The sequence below is a fragment of the Corynebacterium sp. HMSC06C06 genome, from assembly GCF_001807295.1.
Lineage (GTDB): Bacteria > Actinomycetota > Actinomycetes > Mycobacteriales > Mycobacteriaceae > Corynebacterium > Corynebacterium striatum.
In genome coordinates this window covers 76,432-101,173 of the sequence record NZ_KV788471.1, presented here as the reverse complement: position 1 = coordinate 101,173, position 24,742 = coordinate 76,432, and the positions used below count along the sequence as shown (strand labels likewise).

Here is a 24,742-nt window from a genome sequence, read left to right as displayed (position 1 = left end):
CCTCCTAAATATCATCCGTGTCATGAAGAACCACAAGAACTCCCCCTACCGCCTCAACCCCAACGCTATGCCAGCTCGCCGCAACTCCACGCGTTACTCCCGCCATCCTCAAGAAACCCATTCGCTCACGGCCGGTGAACTAGCAGTTGAGATTCTTTTCCATGAGAACGAAACTGTCAACGCCCTCAATGGCGCGCTTCGGCATCCGCGCTCACTAGCCCGCCCTACACCCACATGGCGCCCACCGCTCAAGGAACTACCGTCCGTAGCAGGCTTCCCTAGCTTGAATATGACATTGACGCGGCACCGTGTAGGCGAGCGAGCTCGCGCACGCGTTCTCGGTTACGGTGAGGAGCGAGTCCCCACCTACCTGATTTCAGTACGTATTACCGACCCAACAGGAAGTGCCGTTATGCCTAATGTTGCCGAGGCATGGGTGCGTGCCATGGTGCCGCCGGCACTGGCTGACTCGATTCACGAGACTAGCCGCGGCGACGCGCACAATTTCGTCTGGCTGGTTGACAGCAACTACGTCCCAGTCCACTCCCCGGCTTCTTTGTTTACTGGATTTAGTCAGGCAGCTTAACCGCCAAGCTACTAGCTGCCTAGGTGCCTGTCGAATGCTCGGTTGCCTCGATACGCAACCCCGCTATAGCCATTGTTGTCCACACTTTCTTGGAAGATATGTTCCACAATCGATCTATTTCCTGAGAACACAAAATAAGTGCGTAGCGCGATGGGCGCAAAGCGGATGAGCGTACAGGCAAGGAGCAAGGTGAATGCCTTGTCGACGGAGTGCGAAAGAAGTGCTTGACAAATAATTGCCAGGCGCTCATCACCAGTAATCAGCTGGAAATACAGCAACAGGCCTGGACGCCCGACGCCATCGCTGTTTCCAAAGGAGAAAATCAGCGGATAGACGGAAACCATTCCACACAGCATGCCGCCTACGAGACCGGTTGCAATTGTTCCCGTCACATATCGGAAAAAGTTGCGGTCACCAAGCACACCGAACAAGAACCCCACTAGTATCGCCACTGGATTAAACGCTAGTGGGTATGCGGCAAAGCTTGAGGCAACAACCGTGGCGCCAACACCCGTTGCCATGCCTAATACCGGACCATACAAAATCGCAATGACCATTGTGCCGATCGTGTCAAAGTAGAACGGGATGTTCGTGCCCATCACAAGGGAGCCAAAAATCAAGTTCACTGCCATGCCCATGATGGGGTTAAACATCATGTGCCGCGGTAAAGCACCGTATTTGGAAATCAACAGGCACAACGTGGCAACGAGGCACAGTACCCAAATCACGATGGTCAAGGGGCTTTCGAAAGTATAGGTAATGCTCCAAAACTCCGAATTCATCGTCAAAGCCCACGAAACTGTTGTAAGTAACATGGCAAGCGCAACAAGTAGCTGACGCCACCTGGTACGGAGTAAGTACGGCATAGTTGTGGATTTCACTTTGTTCGATTGGGGCAGGCGGCACGCAGAGCCGGTGAAGACACCATTACCGGGAAGAAGCCAGCATAGGGACATAAATTTACACCGCTTACAAGCAGACCTGCAATGAAGCTTATCTGCGGGTAAGCGGTGTGTAGGTAGCTAGAGCCTTCTCGCAATCCTCATGGACGCGTTTACTCTAATCCTCACGCTCTTCGTTTCCGAAGTCTTCATCATCGTCACCATCGATGTCATCGTCGTCAATGTCATCGTCGTCGATGTCATCACCGTCGTCGGCGCCGAACAAGTCATAGACATCCGGTTCTTCGAATTCATCGTCGTCGAAGGAAACCAACTGTGCTTCCCAATCCATTGCCTGCTCAGAAACAAGGTTCAAAACGTCGAAGAGACGGTCGAAGTCGGTGTAAGTGCCAAGCTCTAGGGCCTCAGCGGGAACCTCGATGATAGGAGCGACGTCGTCAAGCTCGCCCGCCTCTAACAGTGCCAAGCGCTGCTCCTCGCTGATAGCATCCGCGTCATCAGACTCCCACAACTCGTTGATTGCCTCGTCCTCGAGTTCGTCGAACTCTTCTTCATCAAAATCAAAGGCAAGGAATCGGACAATCGCGGAAGGAACACCGTCCACAGTTTCCACCAGAACACGCAGTTCAGAGTCATTTGCAACCTCAGCCACAACCAAGTTGGGGTTGAACTCGTCCTGCACAAATTCTAGATCTGTAATGCGCTCGTCCGTGCCTTCCAAAAGGTCACGCAACACAGTTACTACTTGGTCAGTAGCGATGTGCTTGGCCACAGCCTCAACAGCGTCATCCACGGAGAAGGCCACCGAGACTAGAACCGCCTCGAAGTCTTCATCATCTTCATCCACATCCGCCGCCGCAATGTAGACGTTCGCAGCTGGCAAGATAGGGTCAATTTCCACAAACTGAATTTCAAGGTCTGAGGTAATGGGCACAAACATCACGTCATCATTGACGCGGGACTCAATCCCCTCAGCGTCCAACGCAGAAGCGATATCTTCGAAAAAGCTCATTAGTGCAATCCATCCATGTGGCAGTTGGTCACCAAGGCAAACGCCAAGGCCATTCAGATCCTACCTGTTCTCCAGCGCCTCCGTTATGAAGCCCAGGGCAGAAAGCAGTTCCGGGCGCCCGCTTCCCCACTCCAGCATGTTGTAGTTTTCCCATGCTTGACGACGCCTCTCACAAGGCGCCTGAACCACTCGCGGCTCGGAGTCAAAAATCATCGTGTTACGCTGCGGCGATGCATACACCGGCCAATCCTCGTGCGGCTTGCCCGTGTGAATGAACGAGGACCACTGAGACTGCATCAATTTCGTCATTTCATCCATTAGTGAGCTATCTCCCATTCGAGTCAGAGCCGAAACTCGGGACGCCCCCGGGTCGCCGAAGATGTTGGAAAGCTCCATCGAGTGCATCGCTCCCAACCCCAGCCATCGCAACGCCGTCGGTGCAAAGTCGAAGCGGTACATCCACGTGTTGTTCATGCGGGCATGCGCATCCGCAACGCGAACGGTGGGCGCCCAGAACAGGGCGTCGGTAAGCAAGTGCGCAAAGTCCTTACGCGCAATCGCCCCACCGTAAGCCTTGACCACCGCCGGCGCGTTCACTTCATCGAAGGAAGCCAAAAGCCGCAGTGCCGCACGCTGCCGAGCACTTTGACGCTGGTACAGGAACTTGCCGAAGCTGGCCTCATCCGAGTTCGTGCCCACCAACAGCGGGACCTGAATTTGCTTGCCCTCTTCAAAGGCCACAAGTGGATGCTGCGGAATGAGGTCGTCATCCACTGTGGGGGCGTAGCAGGAGTTCAAATGGAAAAGCTCGCCCGCACGCCACATCATAGATTGGCCGGCCCGCACGATGTCGCCGAAATCGTGGGTGCGCAAGTCATCGACGCTCGTCGCCCGCGGTAACGCCATACGCGATACCAATTCCCGCGCCCAGAACGTCGACTGCGTGCGCGAATGCAACATGCCGATAGGGGGCGACTGCGCAATAGCACGATTGAACAATCCCTCAGCCCGCGGAACCGTCATCAGTGTCAGAACCGCAGCACCGCCAGCTGACTCCCCCATCAACGTGATGTTTTCAGGATCGCCGCCAAAAGCCGCAATATTGCGTTTGACCCACTGCAACGCCAAGAGCTGATCCGAAACCGCAGGGTTTGCCGTGCACTCCCCGCCCAGGCTGCGCAAATCCAGGTAGCCCAATGCACCCAAGCGGAAGTTGACGGAAACGTAAACAACGCCCATCTGCGCGGCTAACTCGAAGCCCCGCAACATCAACATGTGCGACGAACCCACAATAAAACTTCCCCCGTGCAGGTAGACCACCACTGGCAGCTTCTCATCGTTATTGGGGCGCACCACGTCTAGGTGAAGGCAGTCTTCGGAGCCTTCGACGCGGTCCCGCCAAGAATAAATGGGTTGTGGAGCCACAGCCCCGAACTGTTTACACTCCCGCACACCTTCCCAAGGCGCCACTTTTTGAGCAGGCATAAACCGGTTGGCGCCACCCGTATCCGCGCCAAAGGGAATACCACGCCAGGAGCGCACCGGGGCGGAGATAGGGCGATCGGTGCGCAGTTCCTCTTCAAGACTGCCGCGCACCCAGCCGCTGTCGGTACGAACGGTCAGATCATCTTCCCAGGCATTAGCAGCGGCCACCGCTGCCGCCCGGGCCCGCGCATGCGCGCTGGCCGCATGCATTTTGGCTACGGCGGAACTTGCTTCGCGAGACCTCAGGCCGTAAGTTCCATCAGCATTCATATCTACAAGATTAGGAGAGTTTAACGAGCAATGTCTGGCAGCCAGCTGCGACTATGCTCATAGCAAATACTGGCTAACCCACAGGAAGCTTTCAGTTTGAAGGCCGAATCTTACGCTACGGTGGGAAATAAACGTGGCGCCCATTCGGAGCGCCATTACCAATATTAAGAGGTGAACAAAAATGGCTGCTTTCTTTAACAAAGATGACAAAAAGAACGGAAATGGCAACGTAGCTACTGCTGAGGTTGGTGCCAAGGGCGCTGCCCCAGAAGGGCTCGACGTTTATGACATTAACCCCGACAACGCCAATACTTTTACTAAGGCGCTGCTCGCAGGACTCGATAAGGCCGTCACTGTACAAACTTCTGTTATCACCAAGTACGTAGAAGGACTGCGCAAGCGCAACCCAGGCTCATCACCGGCGCAACTGCAGGCGCTCGTGGACAAGCATTTCCTTAACATTGTTTCCGGTACCGGTGCGGCCGCAGGCGCATCCGCTGCCGTCCCAGGCGTCGGCATGGTTACCGGCGTGGCCGCCGTCGGTGCCGAATCCGTAGTCTTCTTAGAGTCCGCTGCGTGGTACATCCTGTCCTCCGCCTACCTGCGCGGCGACAACATTAATGACGCAGAACGCCGCCGCGCTCTGGTTCTACTCGTGTTGACCGGCTCCAGGGGAACCGCAGTGGTTGACACTCTCGTTGGTGACTTGGGCACTGTTTCGGGCGTCACCTCCGCAGCAACCTTGTCGCGCTTTTCCGCGCCCACTCTCAACGGCCTCAACGGACGCTTGACCAAGCTCTTTACCAAGCAGATCACCAAGCGCTTGAAATGGGCATGGGTTTCTAAGCTCATGCCCATGGGCATCGGCGCCGTCCTGGGTACCTCTGCGAACCGCAAATTGGCCAAGAAGGTCATGGAACACGCCCGCGAACAACTATCGCCATTGCCCGCCGCTTAAGTGTTTGTCCGCCACTAAGGGGGCCTTTTCACCCCTAACCTAGTGAGTAAAACAACACGGAACGTATCATGTGAGGAGACACTTTTCGGGGTGCCGTGTGCACCCGCGCGAAGACGCTACTAAAGTCCCATTAACGAACCGTAATTAACAAGGAAATGAGGCGAATTCCTGCCGTGAGCAACTCGAGCATTTTCGGCCCTAATGCGTGGCTGATTGACGAACAGTTCCAGCAGTACTCCAAGGATCCAAACTCCGTAGATAAGGAGTGGCGCGATTACTTCGAGGCCAACGGAGCACCAAACAATGGTGCATCTACCCCGGCGGCTGCTTCTGCGGATAAGTCCGCCAAGAAGTCGGCTCCGGTAAAGCCCGCTGCTAAGTCCGCTGCAGCTGGCGGAGCACCGGCAGCTAAGCCTGCCAAGGTTGCTGAGAAGCCGGGCAAGGATTCCAATTCTAAGAAGAAGACCTCTGAGTCCCCGCTCGATCGCATTAGCGAAGCCCCTGAGGCAGGCGAGCGTCAGCTCAAGGGCATGTTCAAGGCAATCGCCAAGAACATGGACGAATCCCTTGAGGTTCCTACCGCTACCACCGTGCGCGACGTACCGGTGAAGCTTATGTGGGAAAACCGTGCGATGATCAACGATCACCTCAAGCGCACCCGCGGCGGCAAGATTTCTTTCACCCACATCCTCGGTTACGCCCTCGTTAAGGCAACCCAGATTCACCCGGACATGAACGTCCGCTACGAGCTCAAAGACGGCAAGCCCACCGTGGTCCAGCCTGAGCACGTCAACTTGGGCCTGGCTATCGACCTCCCGCAGAAGGACGGCTCCCGCGCACTCGTCGTTGCCGCGGTCAAGGAAGCCGAGAACATGTCCTTCTCCGAGTTTGTGGACGCATACCAGGACATCGTTAACCGCTCCCGCAAGAACAAGCTCACGATGGATGACTTCTCCGGCGTCACCATCAACCTCACCAACCCAGGCGGCATCGGCACCCGCCACTCCATCGCCCGTCTGACCAAGGGCGCAGGCGCCATCATCGGCGTTGGCTCCATGGATTACCCGGCGGAGTTCGCCGGTACTTCCGAAGACCGCCTCGCAGATCTGGGCGTCGGCCGTTTGGTCACCCTGACCTCCACCTACGACCACCGCGTCATCCAGGGTGCAGAGTCCGGCGAGTTCCTGCGCACCCTCGGCCAGCTCATTGTTGATGACCGCTTCTGGGACGAACTCTTCGAGTCCATGGGCGTTCCTTACCAGCCTTTCCGTTGGGCACAGGATGTGCCGAACACCGGCGTAGACAAGAACACCCGCGTCATGCAGTACATCGAGTCCTACCGTTCCCGCGGCCACTTGCTCGCAGACGTCAATCCACTAGGCTGGCGCCAGCCGGGCCTGCCTTGGCCGGACCACCGCGACTTGGACCTCAAGACCCACGGTCTGACCATCTGGGACCTGGACCGAACCTTCAACGTTGGTGGATTCGGCGGCCAGGAGACCATGACCCTGCGCGAGGTCGTCAAGCGCCTGCGCGATGCCTACACGCTGAAGGTCGGCTCCGAGTACGCACACATCCTCGACCGCGACGAGCGCAGCTGGCTGCAGGATCGCCTCGAAGCAGGCATGCCGAAGCCGACCAACGCTGAGCAGAAGTACATCCTGCAGAAGGTCAACGCTGCTGAGGCTTTCGAGAACTTCCTCCACACCAAGTACGTGGGCCAGAAGCGCTTCTCCCTCGAGGGCGCTGAGTCCCTCATCCCGCTGATGGACGCCATCGTGGACACCGCTGCTGGCCAGGGCCTCGACGAGGTTGTTATCGGTATGCCACACCGTGGTCGCCTCAACGTCTTGTTCAACATCGTGGGCAAGCCACTGGCTGACCTCTTTGGCGAGTTCGATGGCAACTACAAGGGCGGCCAGCTCGGCGGCTCCGGTGACGTTAAGTACCACCTGGGCTCCGAGGGCCACCATATCCAGATGTTCGGCGATGGCGAAATCGACATCACCCTGGCTGCTAACCCGTCTCACCTCGAGGCCGTTGACCCAGTCATGGAAGGTATCGCCCGCGCCAAGCAGGACCTATTGGACAAGGGCCAGGACGGCTTCTCCGTTGTTCCGGTCATGCTCCACGGCGACTCTTCCTTCAACGGCCTGGGCATTGTTCAGGAGACCATCAACCTGTCCCAGCTGCGTGGATACACCACCGGCGGCACCGTGCACATCGTGGTCAACAACCAGGTTGGCTTCACCACCACCCCGGATTCCGCGCGTTCCACTCACTACGCCACCGACCTGGCTAAGGGCTTCGACTGCCCGGTCTTCCACGTCAACGGCGACGACCCAGAAGCAGTTGTGTGGGTAGGCCAGCTGGCCACCGAGTACCGCCGCAAGTTCGGCAAGGATGTCTTCATCGACCTCATCTGCTACCGCCTGCGCGGCCACAACGAGGCGGATGATCCTTCGATGACTCAGCCAGAGCTGTACTCCATCATCGATGAGCACAAGTCTGTTCGTGAGATCTACACCCAGGAGCTCATTGGCCGCGGCGATCTTTCTGATGCAGAAGCTGAGGCAGCTGCACGTGACTTCCACGACCAGATGGAGTCCGTCTTCACCCAGGTCAAGGAAGCTGAGAACGGTGCTCCGGGCGAGCAGCATGGCATCACCGCCGCACAGGAGCTCACCCGTGGTTTGGATACCTCCATCACTGCCGAGGAGATCGCCGAAATCGGCCAGGCCTACGCCAACGGCCCTGAGGGCTTCGAGTACCACAAACGCGTTGCTCGCGTGGCCAAGGAGCGACTGAAGTCCTCCACCCAGGGCGGCATCGACTGGGGCTGGGGCGAGCTCATCGCTTTTGGTTCCCTGGCCAACGAGGGCAAGCTGGTCCGCCTGGCTGGTGAGGATTCCCGCCGCGGCACTTTCACCCAGCGTCACGCAATCCCGATCGACCCGCGCGATGGCAGCGAGTACAACCCGCTGAATTACCTTGCACAAACCAAGGGCAACGGCGGCCGCTTCCTGGTCTACAACTCCGCTCTGACCGAGTACGCCGGCATGGGCTTTGAGTACGGCTATTCCGTGGGTAACCAGGATGCTCTCGTGGCATGGGAGGCACAGTTCGGCGACTTCGCCAACGGTGCTCAGACCATCATCGATGAGTACATCTCCTCTGGTGAGGCCAAGTGGGGCCAGCTCTCCAGCCTGGTTCTGCTGCTGCCACACGGCTACGAGGGTCAGGGCCCTGACCACTCCTCTGCTCGTATTGAGCGCTATCTGCAGCTGTGTGCTGAAGGCTCCATGACCGTGGCTCAGCCTTCTACCCCGGCAAACCACTTCCACCTGCTACGCCGCCAGGCTCTCGGTTCCATGAAGCGCCCGCTGGTTGTCTTCACCCCGAAGTCCATGCTGCGTAACAAGGCTGCCGCCTCCTCCATCGAAGAGTTCACGGAGATCAAGGCCTTCCGATCCGTCATCAATGACCCGAACTTCGTTGACCACAACGGCAACAAGGTCGGCGATGCTGACAAGGTCAAGACCATCATGCTGGTCTCCGGCAAGTTGTACTGGGAGCTGGCCAAGAAGAAGGAAGCTGACGGTCGCGACGACATAGCTATCGTTCGACTCGAGATGCTGCACCCGATTCCGTTCAACCGCCTGTCTGAGGCATTCAAGGCTTACCCGAACGCTACCCAGGTTCGCTTTGTTCAGGATGAACCGGCTAACCAGGGTCCATGGCCGTTCTACAACGAGCATCTGCGCCGCCTGATTCCGGATATGCCGGAAATGGTCCGCGTCTCCCGCCGTGCACAGTCCTCGACTGCTACTGGTATCGCTAAGGTCCACCAGATTGAGCAGAAGAAGCTGCTGGACGAGGCCTTCGACATCTAAGAGCGTGTACGTGGCCGTCTGAGACGGCCACAGCTGACGGGGTCAAGTTTGCCCCCACCAGCAAGCACTAGCGCCCTTGTCTCCCATCACGTGGGAGGCAAGGGCGCTTTTTGTTGAATAGTGAACCAACTTCCGCGTGCACGCGGTGTAGCAGGCTAAGAGATGAAAAGCTTAGGACTTTGGCTTACTGCTCTTATCAGTCTTGCCGTCATCAGATGTCAGATCAGAGCCACCAGAAGAATTCGAATCTCCGCCAGTATCCATCACTGTTCCGGCGTTGGACTCCGCCATCCATTGGCCAACGGTCTCCTCGATGGAGCCCGATTTCTCGGACTTTTCAACGAGCTCTTCAATTTCTTCCTCAGTAAGGAACTTGGTCAATGAAGACACCGCTAGGCGCTCTTCCCTATTGAACAGGCCCTTGTAGTACAACGCCACGTAATTCTCTGGAAGTTCCACATCAGAGCCTTCACAACCGTGAGCACTGGCCGGTTCCACAACCGCCAATTCAGGCGGCAGAGCATTCATCAATGCAATATGCGTAGTGGCTAGAAAATCTTCACCAGAGGGTTCCTTTTCGTCCCCAACAAAGCGCTGCGATAGCTTCCTGGCTTCATCAGGGTTAAACGCATTCAGGAGCTGACCCGTACATCCAATGTAGAGGTTGCTTGTCCCGTCACTGCTTTGGAACAGCGGCAATTTTTCATTCAACCTCGGATCTTCCGAAAGTACATCGTTGTTGACTATGTTAGCTGCGCGCCCCTCCGACTCGAGGGTTTGCTTGTAGAGCTCCGCCAGCACCAATTGGCGCGTGGACTGCGCATCAACTGCGATCGTCACTGTTTGAGCCACACCCACCTTGGCATCAGCAGAAGGATCAAACCTTGCGCAGGAACTGGCCGTGCCCAAGGCTAGTCCTGCGGTGGCCAGCATCGCGAGAAATGCGCGGGTTTGCATCACAGTCTCCTAATAGATGTTCCAGAAGATGACATCAGTGAGTTAACAAGGGGTCACAACGTCCCTAAAATTCTACACTGCGCATTTGCGCTTAACGACGCCGCCTTATCCCAGCGTTTTCCTGTGTTAAATAAAGGGCTAAGATGGGACGGGTTATGACTAGCGCTATCACAGAATCCGCCGTTCGGGAGGCCCTTTCCAGGGTTGAAGACCCCGAGATCGGCCGCCCTATCACTGAACTCGATATGGTCAAGTCCGTCAACGTTGACGGCAATGACGTCGCTGTAGAAATCTATCTCACCATCGCTGGCTGCCCGATGAAAAACACCATCGAAGCCAACACTCGCGCTGTCCTCGAGGATCTCGAGGGCGTGGGCCAAGTATCCGTCGCACTCGACGCAATGAGCGACGAGCAGCGTCGCGCACTCAAGCAGAAGCTGCGCGGCGGCCAGGCAGAGCCAGAAATTCCTTTCGCAAAACCAGACTCCACCACCCGCGTCTTTGCGGTCGCCTCCGGTAAGGGCGGCGTCGGCAAGAGCTCCACCACCGTTAACCTGGCTGCCGCGTTGGTGACCAAGGGCCTTAAAGTAGGCATCGTCGATGCTGACATCTACGGTCACTCCGTGCCCGGTCTTCTAGGTTCTACCGCTGGCCCCACGGTGCTCGATGATGAGATGCTTCTGCCGCCTATCTCTCACGGCATCAAGCACATCTCCATCGGCCAATTCGTGGAGGGCAACGCCCCTGTGGTGTGGCGTGGACCGATGCTGCACCGTGCACTACAGCAGTTCCTGGCGGACGTCTTCTGGGGCGACCTAGACGTGCTCCTGCTCGACCTTCCGCCCGGCACTGGCGACGTCGCGCTCTCCGTTGCGCAGCTCATCCCCAACGCCGAGCTACTCATCGTGACGACCCCGCAGGCCGCGGCCGCTGAGGTTGCAGAGCGCGCTGGCTCTATCTCGCAGCAAACCCGTCAACGCGTTGCTGGTGTCATTGAGAACATGGGCGCCATGGTGCTACCAGATGGCTCCACGATGGATATCTTCGGCACCGGCGGCGGCAAGGTCGTGGCTGAGCGCCTGTCCACCATCCTCGGCTACGAGGTGCCGGTCTTGGCTGAGATCCCACTCGACCCCGCTCTGCGCACTGGTGGCGACGCTGGCGAGCCGATCGTTAAGGCCGCGCCTGAGTCCCCCTCCGCGCAGGCGGTCAAGGGGCTAGCCGATAAGCTGGCCATCCGCTCCGACTCACTCGTAGGCAAGACCCTCGGACTCGGGGTTACCCGCCACTAGCCACGAGCCGGGCTCGGACGAGCTAGGTTACGTCAGCCCAGGAGAAGCCGGAACCTGCTGCATGACCCCCGTCATCGGAAGGTTTCGGCTTTTGGGCGTTTTCATGCCCCTGTGGCGCCTGTGTTTGCGCTCGTTGGCCCTGCTGGCTGGGCTTGGAGTGCGAGGTGTTTTGCTGGGGCGCATAAACCTGCGAGTAATCAAAGGTCGGCCTATTCTGCGTTGGGGTGGACGAGCTCTGCGTACCCGAGGCTGGCTGCTGCGGCTGGTTTGAAATCACCGGCTTGCCTAGGCCCTCCGTCATCTTCTTAGGGTCGAAGTCATCCCACGCGGATTCATCGCCGTCGAAAAGCGCCTTGGTGATAACGCCACGTGGGCCCATGCGAGTCCACTCTGCGGCCTGGCTGATGGGGCCACGCAGTGAGTCGAATTCCTCACCCAAGCCGCTCAGATCGCCTTCCAGCTCTGCTTTGGCGTTGTTGATGGCCTTGCGCGCGGCATAGATCGCAGCCCGAATATCGGTAATAACCCCAGGCAAGCGCTCCGGGCCGATGACAACAATTCCGATGAGAACGATGAACGCTATCTCGAGCCAACCGATTGAAGAAAACACGGTGTCATCTTATCCCTCTCGGCTGTCTTCTGCCGAGGCGACACCTCCACCAAGTATTGGGACGAAGCTATTTACGGCCTTGGTTGTGCTTAATTGCGCGGATAACCATCTCAAACTTATCGAGGAAATCCTGGGGTGAAGCTGCCTGACAAACCTCTTCAGCCCTTGCTTCGTTAGAAGTGCGCATTACGGTCGCGGCGTCACTAGCAATGCCGGCGAGCTTGGCCATCAGATCTTTGGGTGCGCGGACTTGGGCATCGACGTTGCACTGGCGCAGCCACTCGGAAGCGTGCCGCTGCTCGTGGACGTCTGCACGGCACTCCGAGCAATGAACCAAGTGCACTCGCACGCGGTGTTTTGCCTTCGGCTCCATTTCACCGTCGACAAAGGCTGCCACAGCTTCTGGCCCGAGGTGACCAATGGTGTCGCCACGCCGCGCCTTAGCTTTGGCTTTATCGCGGGCTTTGGAATGGGCATTATCGATGCTGGTTTCAGTGCCCACCACCCCACGCAGAGAGAAGGCGGCGCGGCGTTTACGTTCGAAGGATTCCATGAACTATTCCCACCTTCTTTCTTATCGAGGCGTCGCCGTTATTTTGCAGCGCGTTGCTATCTCCCACCATAGACGCCGAACGGCGCTCGGTGTGGAACGCTAGCGAGTGCGCAACAGCACGCGAGCGTCGTCGTTAGTCTGTGCCGCGTTCTCCAAGGCAGCGCGCAGCTGCGAACGGCCACGGTGGATGCGGGAACGAACAGTACCCAATTTCACACCCAGAGTCTCTGCGATTTCGTCGTAGCTCATGCCCACAACATCACAAAGGACCACGGCGACGCGGAAGTCAGGGGCAAGCTCATCCAAAGCCTTTTGCAGAACTGGATCCAAGTTCGCCACAGAATAGGCCTGCTCCGGGGTCATGTCCGTTCCTGGGACACGTTCGTAGTCCTCCGGCAAAGCTTCCATACGGATCTTGGCGCGGTGACGGACCATATCAAGGAACAAGTTCGTGGTGATGCGGTGCAGCCATCCATCAAAGGTGCCGGCTTGGTACTTATCCAGTGAACGGAAGACTCGCATGAACGTTTCTTGAGTGAGATCCTCCGCATCTTGCTGGTTACCAGAAAGGCGGTACGCCAAGCGGTAAACGGAGTCTGCGTGCTCAGCCACCAGCTCAGCCCAGGAGGGCATGGCTGCAGTGCCCGCGTCAAAAGCAGCCGTTCCAGTCAGTTCCTCTTGGGCATCAGCGAAGGATGCAGGAGCCCCCTCGTGTGCTTCGCCGAGAGAAGATTCAACGATCTGCTTTTTTGTCATGCCGATCATTTTTCTATACCTAGCTTCAAAACGCCAGACATTATTCTGTTAAGACTCTGTGAAGAGAAATCATTTATCTCATCAGTAACAATCCTGGCGTCATGACACCGCGCACGTATAAAATTACCTAAGGTTTAGGTTGTGACTATTACGGCATACGACGCATTGCGTTCTTACATCGAATCCACCAGCGACGTTTCTGAGGCACTCGCCGGAGCACGCTCCCATGCTGAGGAATACGGCCTGTCCGTTCCTGATGAAGCAACGGGACAGCTGCTTACCTCCCTCACCGCCACCAGTACTGGTGCTGAGCGCGCGCAGGCAGTAGCAATCACCCCGGCTGCCGCCGTGGTAGGAATCTATCTCCTCCAGGGTTTGCCTGAAAACGGCATCGTCACCTGTATCGACCCGGAGGCAGAGCACCAGGCCATGGCCAAGGCCACCTTCCGTGAGGCTGGATTCGCCACCACGCGTGCACGCTTCCTGCCTTCTCGTCCACTCGAGGTGATGGGCCGCCTTGCAACTGACGCATACCAGCTCATCTTCGCCGACGTTCCTGCACTGGACATGCCTGCACTCATCAACGCCGCATTCCCTCTGCTGCGCCAGCACGGCACCTTGGTACTGGCCAATTCTCTCCTCGACGGAACGCTCGCAGACACCACGCGTACTGACCGCGACACTGCGGCAGCCCGCGAGGCAGATGAACTCGCACGCTCCCTCGAGGGCGCGATTGTCACGCGTCTTCCATTGGGCTCGGGACTTACACTCATCACCAAGCAGTAGCTAGCTGTCACAACTCTTGAAAGACTAGCGACGAACTGGGCACAAAAAGCCGGGGCGGAGCCGACCTTTGAAAGGAAGCTCCGCCCCGGCTTTTATCGCAACCCGAGTCCTAAGTGGCGGTTTTAGACAGTCTCGTTCTTGCCCACAACCACTACGCCGCCATCAGAGACCTTGAAGCGGGCTTCATCGCGCTCGCGGTCAACGCCGATAATTGCGCCATCGGAAACAACAACGTTCTTGTCCAAGATGGCGTGGCGAACCACCGCCCCCTTGCCTACGCGCACACCTGGCAAAAGGACAGAGCCCTCTACCGTTGCACCGTCTGCAACATGGACGTCCGAAGAAAGGACGGAGTTGCGGACCGTACCGCCAGAGACGATGCAGCCAGGAGCCACCATTGACGATTGTGCGATACCATTTTGCACAAACTTTGCTGGCGGCAGGTTGGACTCATCGGTGGAGTGAATCGGCCAGCGGTTGTTGTACAAGTTGAAGATTGGGTGCACAGAGATGAGGTCCATGTGCGCCTCGTAGAACGAGTCGATGGTACCTACGTCGCGCCAGTAACCGTGGTCGCGCTCAGTTGAGCCAGGAACCTCGTTAGCCATGAAGTCATAAACATGGGCCTGACCCCGCTCAACGAAATAAGGGATGATGTCCCCACCCATGTCATGATCAGAATTCTCGTTCTGCTCATCCTCAAGCAGCGCCTCAATCAAAGCGTCGGCGGTGAAGACATAGTTACCCATCGACGCATAAGTCATGTTCGGATCATCTGGCGTTGATGGCGGGTTCTCTGGCTTCTCCAAGAACTCAGTGATTGAGCCCATGCCATCAGCCTGGATACAACCGAATGCAGAAGCCTCTGAGCGCGGTACGCGAATACCAGCAACGGAACAGTCCAAGCCGGCGGCGATGTGTTCTTCGACCATCTGCTGGGGATCCATGCGGTAAACGTGGTCAGCACCGAAGACGATGACAAAGTCAGGTTTCTCGTCATAGATAAGGTTTAGAGACTGCACAATGGCGTCCGCAGAACCGTTGTACCAACGCTTGCCACGACGCTGCTGCGCCGGAACGGAAGCGATGTACTGGGAAGTAGGACCCGATAAATTCCAGGCCTGCGAGATGTGACGGTCGAGGGAGTGGGACTTGTACTGAGTCAAGACCGCAATCTTGAGATAACCCGCGTTGACGAGATTCGACAAGACGAAGTCGATTAAGCGATAGGAGCCGCCGAAGGGAACGGCGGGCTTCGCGCGATCCTCCGTCAACGGGAAGAGACGCTTACCTTCGCCGCCGGCGAGGACAATGGCAAGGACATTAGGCTGCGTTTTCACATATTCCAACCTATTCACTTTTCAAACGTTTCGCAGGAGAAATATCTGTGAAACTACCCCCGCGGTCTTTTTCTGCACACGGTTAACTTAATCCGTATTCTGGGAGGGCATGAGAGCCGGAATTTTTTCCAAAGAATATCCACCAGAGATTTATGGTGGCGCAGGCGTACATGTCGCCGAACTAACCCGTTTTATGCGCGAACTCATCGACGTATCAGTGCATTGCACTGGCGCGCCCCGCGACGAAAAAGATGTCTTCCCCCACGGGGTTGATCCGGAGCTGACGCAAGCTAACCCCGCTATCCAAACGCTGTCCACCGGATTGCGCATGGCCACTGCCGCCTCCGACATCGATATCGCACACTCACATACGTGGTATGCCGGATTGGCTGGGCATCTTGCGGCGCGCCTCTACGACATCCCGCACGTAGTCACTGCGCACTCTTTGGAGCCGCATCGCCCATGGAAGCGCGAGCAGCTCGGCGGCGGCTACGAGATTTCCTCGTGGTCAGAGAAGAACGCCATGGAATATGCCGATGCCGTCATCGCTGTGTCTGCCGGCATGAAGGGCGCTATCTTGGATGCTTATCCCCGCATCGATGAGTCCAAGGTGCACGTTGTTCTCAACGGTATTGACACCCAGCTGTGGCAGCCGCGCCAGGCTGACTACTTCGACACCCTGGGCGTCGACAAGCAGCGCCCCGTCGTTGCTTTCGTCGGCCGCATCACCCGCCAAAAGGGCGTAAAGCACCTACTCAAGGCTGCAGCCCAGTTCGACAAGGACATCCAGCTGGTCCTCTGCGCCGGTGCTCCAGATACCCCTGAAATCGCTGTGGAAACCAAGGCTCTGGTCGAGGAACTACAGTCCACCCGTGACGGGGTCTTCTGGGTACAAGAGATGCTTTCGCGCAGCCTTATCCAGGAGGTCTACTCGGGCGCCGAAGTTTTCGTGTGCCCTTCTATCTACGAACCACTCGGCATCGTGAATCTCGAAGCCATGGCGTGTGGCACCGCCGTCGTCGCTTCTGACGTCGGCGGCATCCCCGAGGTTGTCGTGAATGGTGAGACCGGCGTGCTGGTCCACTACGACGAGAACGATACAGCTACCTTTGAGTCGGACCTCGCCGCGGCTGTCAATCAGGTTGCTACTGACAAAGAGCGGGCTGCTGCATTCGGCCAAGCTGGCCGCAAACGCGCAGTCGACGAGTTCTCGTGGGCCACCATCGCTTCCCAAACCGTCGACATCTACCGCGCCCTCGTATAGGCACATTTTTAGGAAGGTTATTCGTGACAACTCATCGTCCTGAACTGCACTTTGTTCCGGAATCGGGAATTCTTGAAGCACCTGCCGGGGTCCTTCTCGATGGCACCACTTGGCATCTGTTCTTCCAGTACCGTCATGAGCTTTCTGCTCCGGCGCATTGGGGCCACACATATTCTGAAGAACTCCCCTTCGACTGGCTGGAATGCGACGACGTCCTGGCCCCTGTCGGCGGCGAGCTCTCCCTGCGCGCGGGCTCCGTGGCAGCGGGAGAAGACGCCATCAATCTTTACTTCACCTCGGTGACCTCCACCGGCACTTCGGTGCGTTTGGCCCGCTTCACGGACTTCCATGACGTGTGCGAGATTTCTGATGATCGTCACTCGTTGGATCCCAACGTTGTCCGTTATGGCGAAGTGGCTAGCTCCGTCACCAACTACTCGCGCTTCCGCTCCCCTTCGGTTGTTCCGGATTGGGCGGCAAAGGACCGCGACGAGGGCCACGCGGGCTGGCTCATGCTTGCACTGACTGGGCACTCTGATGCGCCGCTTCCGGTAATTCTCCGTTCCGCAGACGGTCTATCCTGGGAAGTCGAGGGTCCCCTCGAATTCAATGGCGAGCCAGGCTTCAACCAGGGCGAGGTGCCGGCGAACTCCTCTATTCCGCCCGTGGTTTCCCCTCGCTTGGTGCGTCTGCGTGACGAGGTGGACGGCCGCATTTACGACGTCCTCCTTCTTACCCTTGAACGCAACAACCGCGACGTCTCCGGATACTTGGTGGGTCGCTTGGAAGGAACCACCTTTACTATTGCGTCTGGCTTCCAGCGCATTGACTTCGGCCATGACTTCTCGCGGCCGCGCAATACCAACACCACTGATGGAACCATTCCGCAGGAGACGCGTTACGACGAAGCCCTCATCTTCGGTTTGCTCAACGGCAATGGCCGCGGCGACGATCCCTCGCTGCACCCATCCTTCAAGGAGGAGGGGTGGGCCAATACGCTGGCGCTGCCGCGCCACCTGACCCTGCAGGGTGGAAAGCTCTTCCAGACTCCGCCGCGTGGCCTACCGGACGCAATCCGTCAGTCTGAACGCGCCCGTTCCTGGACCGGCGTACTGGACGTCCCAGAGGGCTCTTCCGTCACGGTAACTCTGTTGGACGGCAACGGTGAACCAGCGGCCGTGGTCACCCACGCAGGCAGCACCTTGACGCTTGATCGTTCTATGGCTAAGGCTTTTGATTCCTATTTCAAGGACTCCGAGCCGGCCATAGCTCAACTCGCGGAAGGCGACTCTGATTCCCTAACCGTCGTAGTCGACGGCGCCACTGTAGAGGTCTACGCCGACGGCGGCCAGGTAGCGATGGGCTCCCGGGTCTACTTCGAGAAGGGCTGCTCCGATGTCATCGTTGAGACTTCCGGCGATGCTGTAATCGAGCAATCCTGGCAGCGCAAGGGCTCTAAGCTCTAAGGCACAACATTTAAAGACTAAAAGGCTGGAGACCCCCACGTGGTCTCCAGCCTTTCTTGATGTCCCCCCTAGCCCTTAGCCTAGGACCCGGGAATTCACGCCTTTTAATTGGGTTATACTGCGCGCAATCGGTCGAGACGCCCACACGCAGTAACCGTCATAGATTCAGGAAGCAGCTCCATCCGCTCTGCAAGAACTTCAGCGCCCAGGTGGCGGGCCGAAGGGCTCATTCCCACCTGTGCTGCGATGGAAGCGCGGTCGAGGTTCATCGGGAAGGATAGGTCCACAGGGTCGGCCGCTTGTTCGAGATAGCCTGCGGCTTGCTCGTACATGCGCTCAATCTTGCCTTCCTCTACGCCCAAGATTCCTAGAGGTTCGCGCAATTCATCCAAGTGCCCCACACCAGGGGTCAAGACGATAACTTCGCCGCCCGGGCGCAAAATACGCTGAAACTCGGCTGGGTTGCGAGGGGCAAAAACTACGGAAATCGCATCCACCGAATCGTCCTGCAACGGAAGGCGTTCCCACACGTCCGCTACAACTGCGCCGACGCGTGGGTGGCACTTTGCCAAATGCTTGGCAGCATGTGGTGAAATATCGAGGCCGACGCCGCGTGCGTCCGCGATGGAGTCGAGGGTGTGCGCTAGGTAATAGCCTGTGCCAGCACCTACTTCAAGCAGAGTCGGGGCAACGGTTTCTGGTAGTTCGGCTGCATCCAGTGCATCCTGGACCGCGCCAGTGACAGCTTCCACGAACGGCGCAAAGTGCCCGAGGGAGAGGAAGGTCTCGCGGGCATTGACCATCTCGATGGAGTCGCCCTTATGTTTAAGCCCTGCGCCTGCCGAGAGCGTGACGTAGCCTTGCTTGGCTACATCAAAGGAATGGCCCGATCCCGATACCAGGCGGGTGAAATCATCCGCACCGGTGAGAGCAGAGCCATCATTGGGGTCGGCCAGAACATCGATGATGTGTGAAAGCATGCTTTCAGACTAGCTGGAAACTTCAGTTAGGAGTGAACCGAGTTCAGCTGCTTCCTCTTTGGTGAGTTCAACGACGATTCGGCCACCACCATCGGAGGGGATTCGCATAACAATCTTGCGGGACTCCTCAACTGCTTCCATTGGCCCACCTGTCGTGCGTGGCTTCATAGCTGCCATAGTTGTTCCGCTCCTTTGGGATTCAAATTATTTGGGTTACCCCAACCACTCTACGCCGTTTTCCTAGTTACGTTGCGGACTAGTGTTTTTAAGCGGCGTAGCTCGGCTTTGCTTTCTTGCTTAGCCCTCAGTGGCCTTTGGCTTTCCAGATTCGGCGGATTCCTCTGCAGCTGCAGCCGTTTCGCCGGTGGAAGCTTCAGAATTGGAGCCTGTGGAGGTCAAACGTTTTTCCAGTTCGTTAAGGAGAGCGTCGACTTGGGTCTGACGGTATCCATAGGAGACAACGTCAAAGCGGATATCATCAAAGCGATCCTCGCGCAACGCCTCCCGGTTGTCTTTAACCAGGTCACGGCGTTCGTCAAGGTCGGAAAACACCTCGCCACGCCCAAAAATAGAACCCCACACCCAGGTTCCTAGGATCACGAGCGCGAGCAAAACTGCAATTAACAAAATCCACGACAGCATAGGCTAGAGCTTACTGTTAAGGGCGAGGCGTTGATCAATAGGACCTACGACTGCGGCACGCGAGAGGATTGTCTGCGCCACGACATCAGCCATGGGGGCAAGCTCGTGGAGGTGTCGGTTGCGATGCACGCGCTCTCCTAAGTCCACCTCGGCGATTGATTCCACGCCGTAGCGCTTGGCGACGTCGATTAGCAGTCCTGCTTCGACCCCGTACCCGGAGACAAACGGCAGGGCACATGCGACGTCGCGTCGCAGCGCATACTCCCCGCCCAGCGGTTGGGAGATGACGCTGAGCTCAGGGAAAAACATATGCAACAACGGCTTTGCTGTGAGCTCCGTGACGCGGCCACCGCCGCTGGGAGCGCCGTCGATAGTGCGGCGGTAGGTAGCCTTCACCATTTGTATTCGCGGTTCAGTAAACGGAGCAACAAGCTCCTTGACCATTCCCGGCCGGGCAGATTCTAAGTCTGCATCGACAAAAACCACGATGTCTCCTCGCGCGGCAGCTACCCCGCGCCATAGGGATTCGCCTTTTCCTGGGCGAGGAGAAATGTCGGGAAGGATGTCCCGCCAGTTGTGCACCGTGGCCCCGGCGTCACGCGCGCGTTGCGCAGTGAGATCGACGGAGTCGGCATCGATGACGAGGACCTCTGCCGGGTTATCCGCACGGCAGGCGCGTACGACATCGGCGACGGTGGCTTCCTCATTCAACGCGGGGATGATAACGCTGACGTTCATGCAAGCCCACGTGTTGTGTTCAGCGGCGCCATGTGCCCCTGGATGGCGGCGGTCATGCGGATGACGTCGAGGGTTTCCGCAACCTCGTGGACGCGAAATGCTGCCACGCCATGCGCGGCAGACCAAGCCGTGGCCGCCAGAGTGCCAAAGACGCGCTCGCCGACGCCGCGATCCAAGGTCTCCCCTACGAAGTCCTTGTTTGATAGGGCCATGAGCACCGGCCAACCGGTGGCCACCACCTCGTCAATGCGACGCAGCAGCTCCAAACCGTGGAAGGTATTCTTGCCAAAGTCGTGTGTGGGATCGATATAGACCAGCTCTTCCGGGCAGCCAAGCGTGGCTGCCTTTTCCGCCAGCGCCGTAGTTTCGGCGATGACGTCTGCGACGACGTCGTCAAAGTGCACGCGATACGGACGCGTACGCGGTGTCACGCCGCCTGTATGGGAACAGACGTAGCCCACCTTGTGCTGGCCGGCTACCTCAATGAGCTCGGGGTCCCATCCAGCCCAGGTGTCGTTGACGAGCGTGGCGCCGGCGGCGATGGCTGCCTCGGCCACGCTGGCACGCCACGTATCGACGGAGATGATCACGTCCGGATGGCGTTCGTGCGCCGCGGCGATGGTGGGAACCACACGATCGATTTCTTCCTGTGCATCGACGGCTTCGCCAGGCCCAGCCTTCACTCCGCCAATGTCGACAATGCTGGCCCCTTGTTTGATGACCTCCGAGCAACGCTCAATGGCAAGATCCTCCGCGAAGGTGGCGCCTTTGTCATAAAAAGAGTCAGGGGTGCGATTGACAATCGCCATGACTCGGGCGAGGCTAGCGCTCATTGCGGACTCGCTTGTCGCTCATCACCTTGTGGCGCTCCACGATATGGGCGACTGCCTCATCGACGTCATCGGTAATGAGGAAGAGATCGAGGTCCTCCGGGTTGATGAAACCACCCGCCGCCAAGGTGGACTTGAGCCATTCAACGAGACCCGACCAGTACTCGGTGCCCATGAGCACAATTGGGTAGTTGGTCACCTTGCCGGTCTGTACCATACACAGCACCTCGAAGAACTCGTCCATGGTGCCCATGCCACCAGGCAGGCAGATAAACGCCTGAGAGTACTTGAGGAACATCGTCTTGCGAGCAAAGAAGTAACGGAAGTTGAGTCCCAGGTCCACGTACTCATTGAGCCCCTGCTCGTGCGGGAGCTCGATGCCCAGGCCCACGGAGAGCCCATCTGCTTCATATGCGCCGCGGTTGGCGGCCTCCATAACGCCGGGGCCACCGCCAGTGATGACGGCATATTCCGACTTGGCCAATGCCTCGCCAACGCGCACGCCCAGGTCGTACTCTGGTGTGCCCTCCCCCGTGCGCGCCGAGCCAAACACGGTAACTGCTTTGGGCAGCTTGGACAGAGCGTCGAATCCGGCCACAAACTCACCCTGGATGCGCAGCACTCGCCAAGGATCGGCGTGCTGCCACTCGTGGTCAGCGCCGGACTCCAAAAGGCGCTGATCGAAGGTGGACTCTTGCTGGCCATCGGTACGCAAAAGCAGTGGGCCACGGAGGGTGCGGTTTCTTTCAGGCGACATGGGATACTTCCTTGTATTCGGGGCGCTTTGGGATGCTTCGGGGTCCTGCGGGAGGGTGGCTTGTACGACTGTAGCGCCTAAGCGGTGGTCAGGTACTGCAGGAGTGCAGTGGATACGGTAGTGATCTGCTCGATGGGGACATGCTCGTCCTTCTTGTGAGCAAACCCGGGATCGCCCGGGCCAAAGTTCACGGCCGGCGTGCCCATCTCGGAGAAGCGGGCCACGTCGGTCCAGCCAAACTTGGCGCGGAACTGGCCGCCGACGGCGTCGACAAGCGCGCGTGCCGCAGGCTGTCCCAGCCCGGGAAGTGCCGCGCCAGCTTCGTCGTCAACCTCGATGCTGACGTTCTCGTGCTCGCCGATGACCTCGCGCATGTGCGCCATTGCCTCGGGCAGGCTGCGGTTCGGCGCGAAGCGGAAGTTGACGAACATCCAGGCCTCGTCGGGAATCGTGTTCGTGGCCACCCCCGACTCCAGGTGCACGATGTTCAGGCCTTCCTTATAGGTACAGCCGTCGATGGTGACCTCACGCGGAACATAGTTGGCCACGTTCATCATCACCGGAGCCAACGTGTGGGCAGCATTAGAGCCCAGCCAGGCGCGGGCAGAGTGGGCGCGGGTGCCGTGGGCCGTGACCCGCAGGCGGATGGTGCCCTGGCAGCCTGCCTCGATCATGGCGCCGGAGGGTTCGCCGAGCAGCGCCAGATCACCGTGCAACCACTCCGGATGATCCTTTTGTAGGTGTCCCAGGCCATTGAACTCGGTGGCCACCTCCTCGCCCTCATAGGCGATGACGGTGAGATCGTGGGCGAGCTCTGGGGCGTCGTAAAGCGCGGCAAAAGCATGCAAATACACAGCCATGCCGGATTTCATGTCGACGGTGCCGCACCCCCACATGATGTCCCCCTCCATGTGGTGGGGAACGTTGTCAGCCAAAGGCACGGTGTCGATGTGGCCAGCCAAGACCACACGGGAATCTTTGCCCCAGTTGGTGCGCGCGCATACGGTATTGCCATAGCGCACTACCTCGACTTTTTCGCTGTCGAGGCCGCGCAGGGCGGCTTCGACTGCATCGGCAATCGCCTCCTCGTGATGCGATGGGCTCGGAATATCAACGAGCGCTTTGGTCAATTCGATCGGGGACGCAAACAGATCTAAAGTCACAAAGCGCCATCGTAGCGTCCACGGATGTCTGCTGCATTGTGTAATATCCCCTTGGTCAACTTAAAGCACGTCACAAAAGGCGGATGAATATGGCAGATGCCACACAGCAACTAAAGACTCGCCACCTCACCATGATGGGTCTCGGATCGGCCGTCGGCGCTGGTCTATTCCTCGGCGTTGGTCTCGGTATTCAGATTTCCGGTACCTCGGTTCTCGTCTCCTATGCGATAGCCGGCGCCCTCGTAGCCGTCATCATGTGGATGCTCGGCGAAATGGCCGCAGCCCGCCCTTCCCTGGGCTCCTTCTCTACCTATGCCGGACAGGCTTTCGGCAACTGGGCCCGTTTCACCCTGGGCTGGATTTTTTGGTTCATGCTAGTCATGGTTATGGGCGCAGAGATTACCGGCGCTGCCGCCATTATCTCCTCGTGGTTTGACATCGCCCCCTGGATCCCAGCGCTCATCACTGTGTCCTTCTTCGCCGTGGTGAACTTCGCCGCCGTCCGCGGATTCGGTGAGTTTGAGTTCTGGTTTGCCGTCATCAAGGTCGCGGTTATCATCGCCTTCCTCGTCGTTGGTGTCCTCATGTTCGTGGGCGTGCTGCCTGGATTCAACGGCGACTTGGCCCTCACAAACTTCACTGAGAACTTCCTACCTAATGGCCTACCTGGCTTTGCGGCTGGACTGCTTGCTGTGGCCTTCGCCTTCGGCGGTATTGAGCTAGTGACCATCGCCGCCGCTGAGTCTGAGGACCCAGCACACAACGTGGCAACCGCAGTCCGCGCGGTCATCTTCCGCATCATGGTCTTCTACATCGGCGCCATCGTGGTCATCACGATGATCCTGCCATTCGCCAAGATTCAGGATGCCGACGCTGCCGCGGATTCCCCGTTCACCCTGGTTCTGGAAGCAGCCAAGATCCCATTCGCTGCGGGCTTCATGGAAGTCATCATCGCCCTGGCACTGCTGTCCGCGTTCAACGCGCAGATCTACGCCACCTCCCGCCTGGTTCATGACATGGCCAAGGACGGCTCCGCACCTAAGGTCTTCCTCAAGAAGAACCCTTCCGGCTCCCCGGTCCTTGCGGTCATCCTCTCGATTGTTTTCGCCTTCGCTTCGGTTCTCCTGCAGTTCTGGAACCCACCAGGACTTCTGTCCTTCCTCTTCAATGCGGTCGGCGGCTGCCTGCTGGTGATCTGGATCTTCGTGGTTGCTTCCTACCTGAAGCTGCACCCCATCATGGTTGCCAATAACGAGCTGACCACCATCCGCGTCATCGCCTACCCGGTACTGCCATGGGCCACTTTGTTGGCCATGGCAGCGCTGGTCGTGCTCATGCTCTTCGATCCTTCTGCCCGCAACCAGGTCATTGCCGTGCTCGTTCTAACGGTCTTCCTCGTCGTTGCGTCGCAGTTCACAAAACCGCGCCAAGTAGCTACGGAAACTAACTAGCTGTGTAAGCTGTAGCGGTGAAAAGATGTCGCCCGGGGTTTCTCGGGCGAT

The 24,742-nt window shown here is 58.1% G+C and carries 23 protein-coding genes; 8 read left to right on the top strand and 15 right to left on the bottom strand.

Annotated features, from left to right (window positions below; genetic code table 11):
* Positions 1-22 precede the first annotated feature (22 nt).
* Complete coding sequence (locus tag HMPREF3153_RS02040; RefSeq protein WP_223197284.1) at positions 23-586, top strand: hypothetical protein; 564 nt, start codon at positions 23-25, stop codon at positions 584-586.
* An 11-nt stretch (positions 587-597) separates the two neighbouring features.
* Here the strand turns inward: HMPREF3153_RS02040 and HMPREF3153_RS02035 are convergent, their stop codons facing one another.
* The 3 genes from HMPREF3153_RS02035 to HMPREF3153_RS02025 form a co-directional block, all read right to left on the bottom strand.
* Positions 598-1,323 carry a hypothetical protein gene (locus HMPREF3153_RS02035; RefSeq protein WP_141740896.1) on the bottom strand — a complete coding sequence of 242 codons (726 nt, stop codon included), beginning with the start codon at positions 1,321-1,323 and terminating at the stop codon, positions 598-600.
* A gap of 322 nt (positions 1,324-1,645) precedes the next feature.
* Positions 1,646-2,500 (bottom strand): hypothetical protein, encoded by an 855-nt coding sequence (locus HMPREF3153_RS02030; RefSeq protein WP_049192407.1) that lies wholly within the window; start codon positions 2,498-2,500, stop codon positions 1,646-1,648.
* Between the two features lie 60 nt (positions 2,501-2,560).
* Complete coding sequence (locus HMPREF3153_RS02025) at positions 2,561-4,255, bottom strand: carboxylesterase/lipase family protein (protein WP_070419877.1); 1,695 nt, start codon at positions 4,253-4,255, stop codon at positions 2,561-2,563.
* A gap of 181 nt (positions 4,256-4,436) precedes the next feature.
* Between HMPREF3153_RS02025 and HMPREF3153_RS02020 the strand changes: the two genes are divergently transcribed.
* Both HMPREF3153_RS02020 and HMPREF3153_RS02015 read left to right on the top strand, forming a co-directional pair.
* Entirely contained in the window at positions 4,437-5,213 is a 777-nt protein-coding gene (locus HMPREF3153_RS02020; protein ID WP_070419876.1) for a hypothetical protein, read from the top strand.
* Positions 5,214-5,386: 173 nt separating this feature from the next.
* A complete protein-coding gene (locus HMPREF3153_RS02015) occupies positions 5,387-9,106 on the top strand; it encodes a multifunctional oxoglutarate decarboxylase/oxoglutarate dehydrogenase thiamine pyrophosphate-binding subunit/dihydrolipoyllysine-residue succinyltransferase subunit (protein ID WP_200896683.1) in 3,720 nt (1,239 codons plus the stop codon).
* A 171-nt stretch (positions 9,107-9,277) separates the two neighbouring features.
* On the opposite strand, the gene HMPREF3153_RS02010 is transcribed toward HMPREF3153_RS02015, so the two are convergent.
* Positions 9,278-10,063 carry a hypothetical protein gene (locus tag HMPREF3153_RS02010; protein WP_070419875.1) on the bottom strand — a complete coding sequence of 262 codons (786 nt, stop codon included), beginning with the start codon at positions 10,061-10,063 and terminating at the stop codon, positions 9,278-9,280.
* A 155-nt stretch (positions 10,064-10,218) separates the two neighbouring features.
* Here HMPREF3153_RS02010 and HMPREF3153_RS02005 point away from each other — a divergent pair, with 155 nt between their 5' ends.
* A complete protein-coding gene (locus HMPREF3153_RS02005; RefSeq protein WP_070419874.1) occupies positions 10,219-11,355 on the top strand; it encodes an Mrp/NBP35 family ATP-binding protein in 1,137 nt (378 codons plus the stop codon).
* 22 nt (positions 11,356-11,377) lie between these two features.
* On the opposite strand, the gene HMPREF3153_RS02000 is transcribed toward HMPREF3153_RS02005, so the two are convergent.
* The 3 genes from HMPREF3153_RS02000 to sigE all read right to left on the bottom strand — a co-directional run bounded on the left by HMPREF3153_RS02000 (position 11,378) and on the right by sigE (position 13,283).
* Positions 11,378-11,965 carry a twin-arginine translocase TatA/TatE family subunit gene (locus HMPREF3153_RS02000; RefSeq protein ID WP_005531919.1) on the bottom strand — a complete coding sequence of 196 codons (588 nt, stop codon included), beginning with the start codon at positions 11,963-11,965 and terminating at the stop codon, positions 11,378-11,380.
* 67 nt (positions 11,966-12,032) lie between these two features.
* Positions 12,033-12,518, bottom strand: coding sequence for an anti-sigma factor family protein (locus HMPREF3153_RS01995; RefSeq protein ID WP_070419873.1), 486 nt, complete (start codon positions 12,516-12,518; stop codon positions 12,033-12,035).
* 99 nt (positions 12,519-12,617) lie between these two features.
* On the bottom strand, positions 12,618-13,283 hold the full coding sequence (gene sigE / locus HMPREF3153_RS01990) for an RNA polymerase sigma factor SigE (RefSeq protein ID WP_005531914.1): 666 nt from the start codon (positions 13,281-13,283) through the stop codon (positions 12,618-12,620).
* Between the two features lie 132 nt (positions 13,284-13,415).
* Between sigE and HMPREF3153_RS01985 the strand changes: the two genes are divergently transcribed.
* Positions 13,416-14,060, top strand: a complete 645-nt coding sequence (locus tag HMPREF3153_RS01985; RefSeq protein WP_005531912.1) for an O-methyltransferase — start codon at positions 13,416-13,418, stop codon at positions 14,058-14,060.
* A gap of 122 nt (positions 14,061-14,182) precedes the next feature.
* Here HMPREF3153_RS01985 and glgC read toward each other — a convergent pair whose 3' ends face one another.
* Positions 14,183-15,400, bottom strand: a complete 1,218-nt coding sequence (gene glgC / locus HMPREF3153_RS01980) for a glucose-1-phosphate adenylyltransferase (RefSeq protein ID WP_049160586.1) — start codon at positions 15,398-15,400, stop codon at positions 14,183-14,185.
* Positions 15,401-15,509: 109 nt separating this feature from the next.
* Between glgC and glgA the strand changes: the two genes are divergently transcribed.
* The gene (glgA, locus tag HMPREF3153_RS01975) at positions 15,510-16,664 is read left to right on the top strand and encodes a glycogen synthase (RefSeq protein WP_049160589.1); all 1,155 of its coding nucleotides are present in this window, start codon (positions 15,510-15,512) and stop codon (positions 16,662-16,664) included.
* A gap of 23 nt (positions 16,665-16,687) precedes the next feature.
* Positions 16,688-18,130 (top strand): GH32 C-terminal domain-containing protein, encoded by a 1,443-nt coding sequence (locus HMPREF3153_RS01970; protein ID WP_046645494.1) that lies wholly within the window; start codon positions 16,688-16,690, stop codon positions 18,128-18,130.
* A gap of 113 nt (positions 18,131-18,243) precedes the next feature.
* On the opposite strand, the gene HMPREF3153_RS01965 is transcribed toward HMPREF3153_RS01970, so the two are convergent.
* From HMPREF3153_RS01965 to dapE, 7 genes are all read right to left on the bottom strand, one after another.
* Positions 18,244-19,110 (bottom strand): methyltransferase domain-containing protein, encoded by an 867-nt coding sequence (locus HMPREF3153_RS01965; RefSeq protein ID WP_049160592.1) that lies wholly within the window; start codon positions 19,108-19,110, stop codon positions 18,244-18,246.
* A gap of 9 nt (positions 19,111-19,119) precedes the next feature.
* Positions 19,120-19,287: a DUF3117 domain-containing protein gene (locus HMPREF3153_RS01960; protein ID WP_005531903.1), complete on the bottom strand. Its 168-nt coding sequence runs from the start codon at positions 19,285-19,287 to the stop codon at positions 19,120-19,122.
* A gap of 120 nt (positions 19,288-19,407) precedes the next feature.
* The gene (locus HMPREF3153_RS01955; RefSeq protein ID WP_049160596.1) at positions 19,408-19,752 is read right to left on the bottom strand and encodes a hypothetical protein; all 345 of its coding nucleotides are present in this window, start codon (positions 19,750-19,752) and stop codon (positions 19,408-19,410) included.
* A gap of 3 nt (positions 19,753-19,755) precedes the next feature.
* Positions 19,756-20,490 (bottom strand): glucosyl-3-phosphoglycerate synthase, encoded by a 735-nt coding sequence (locus HMPREF3153_RS01950; RefSeq protein WP_005531898.1) that lies wholly within the window; start codon positions 20,488-20,490, stop codon positions 19,756-19,758.
* Positions 20,487-21,323, bottom strand: a complete 837-nt coding sequence (gene folP / locus HMPREF3153_RS01945) for a dihydropteroate synthase (RefSeq protein ID WP_110092734.1) — start codon at positions 21,321-21,323, stop codon at positions 20,487-20,489. The genes HMPREF3153_RS01950 and folP overlap by 4 nt, the downstream gene beginning before the upstream one ends.
* The gene (locus HMPREF3153_RS01940; RefSeq protein ID WP_046645490.1) at positions 21,313-22,077 is read right to left on the bottom strand and encodes an LOG family protein; all 765 of its coding nucleotides are present in this window, start codon (positions 22,075-22,077) and stop codon (positions 21,313-21,315) included. Before HMPREF3153_RS01940 ends, folP begins: the two co-directional genes overlap by 11 nt.
* Before the next feature lie 77 nt (positions 22,078-22,154).
* Positions 22,155-23,240, bottom strand: coding sequence for a succinyl-diaminopimelate desuccinylase (gene dapE / locus HMPREF3153_RS01935; protein ID WP_070419872.1), 1,086 nt, complete (start codon positions 23,238-23,240; stop codon positions 22,155-22,157).
* An 89-nt stretch (positions 23,241-23,329) separates the two neighbouring features.
* Between dapE and HMPREF3153_RS01930 the strand changes: the two genes are divergently transcribed.
* Complete coding sequence (locus HMPREF3153_RS01930; protein ID WP_049160602.1) at positions 23,330-24,691, top strand: amino acid permease; 1,362 nt, start codon at positions 23,330-23,332, stop codon at positions 24,689-24,691.
* Positions 24,692-24,742: the final 51 nt, after the last annotated feature.

Excerpts from the sequence above, each read along its gene's own strand:
- HMPREF3153_RS01940 (WP_046645490.1), bottom strand. The coding sequence starts at position 22,077 with ATGTCGCCTGAAAGAAACCGCACCCTCCGTGGCCCACTGCTTTTGCGT.
- glgA (WP_049160589.1), top strand. The coding sequence starts at position 15,510 with ATGAGAGCCGGAATTTTTTCCAAAGAATATCCACCAGAGATTTATGGT.
- HMPREF3153_RS02025 (WP_070419877.1), bottom strand. The coding sequence starts at position 4,255 with ATGAATGCTGATGGAACTTACGGCCTGAGGTCTCGCGAAGCAAGTTCC.
- HMPREF3153_RS01960 (WP_005531903.1), bottom strand. The coding sequence starts at position 19,287 with ATGGCAGCTATGAAGCCACGCACGACAGGTGGGCCAATGGAAGCAGTT.
- HMPREF3153_RS02010 (WP_070419875.1), bottom strand. The coding sequence starts at position 10,063 with ATGCAAACCCGCGCATTTCTCGCGATGCTGGCCACCGCAGGACTAGCC.
- HMPREF3153_RS01930 (WP_049160602.1), top strand. The coding sequence starts at position 23,330 with ATGGCAGATGCCACACAGCAACTAAAGACTCGCCACCTCACCATGATG.
- HMPREF3153_RS01995 (WP_070419873.1), bottom strand. The coding sequence starts at position 12,518 with ATGGAATCCTTCGAACGTAAACGCCGCGCCGCCTTCTCTCTGCGTGGG.
- sigE (WP_005531914.1), bottom strand. The coding sequence starts at position 13,283 with ATGATCGGCATGACAAAAAAGCAGATCGTTGAATCTTCTCTCGGCGAA.
- HMPREF3153_RS01955 (WP_049160596.1), bottom strand. The coding sequence starts at position 19,752 with ATGCTGTCGTGGATTTTGTTAATTGCAGTTTTGCTCGCGCTCGTGATC.
- HMPREF3153_RS01965 (WP_049160592.1), bottom strand. The coding sequence starts at position 19,110 with ATGCTTTCACACATCATCGATGTTCTGGCCGACCCCAATGATGGCTCT.
- HMPREF3153_RS02005 (WP_070419874.1), top strand. The coding sequence starts at position 10,219 with ATGACTAGCGCTATCACAGAATCCGCCGTTCGGGAGGCCCTTTCCAGG.
- HMPREF3153_RS01950 (WP_005531898.1), bottom strand. The coding sequence starts at position 20,490 with ATGAACGTCAGCGTTATCATCCCCGCGTTGAATGAGGAAGCCACCGTC.
- HMPREF3153_RS02040 (WP_223197284.1), top strand. The coding sequence starts at position 23 with ATGAAGAACCACAAGAACTCCCCCTACCGCCTCAACCCCAACGCTATG.
- HMPREF3153_RS02030 (WP_049192407.1), bottom strand. The coding sequence starts at position 2,500 with ATGAGCTTTTTCGAAGATATCGCTTCTGCGTTGGACGCTGAGGGGATT.
- HMPREF3153_RS02020 (WP_070419876.1), top strand. The coding sequence starts at position 4,437 with ATGGCTGCTTTCTTTAACAAAGATGACAAAAAGAACGGAAATGGCAAC.
- folP (WP_110092734.1), bottom strand. The coding sequence starts at position 21,323 with ATGAGCGCTAGCCTCGCCCGAGTCATGGCGATTGTCAATCGCACCCCT.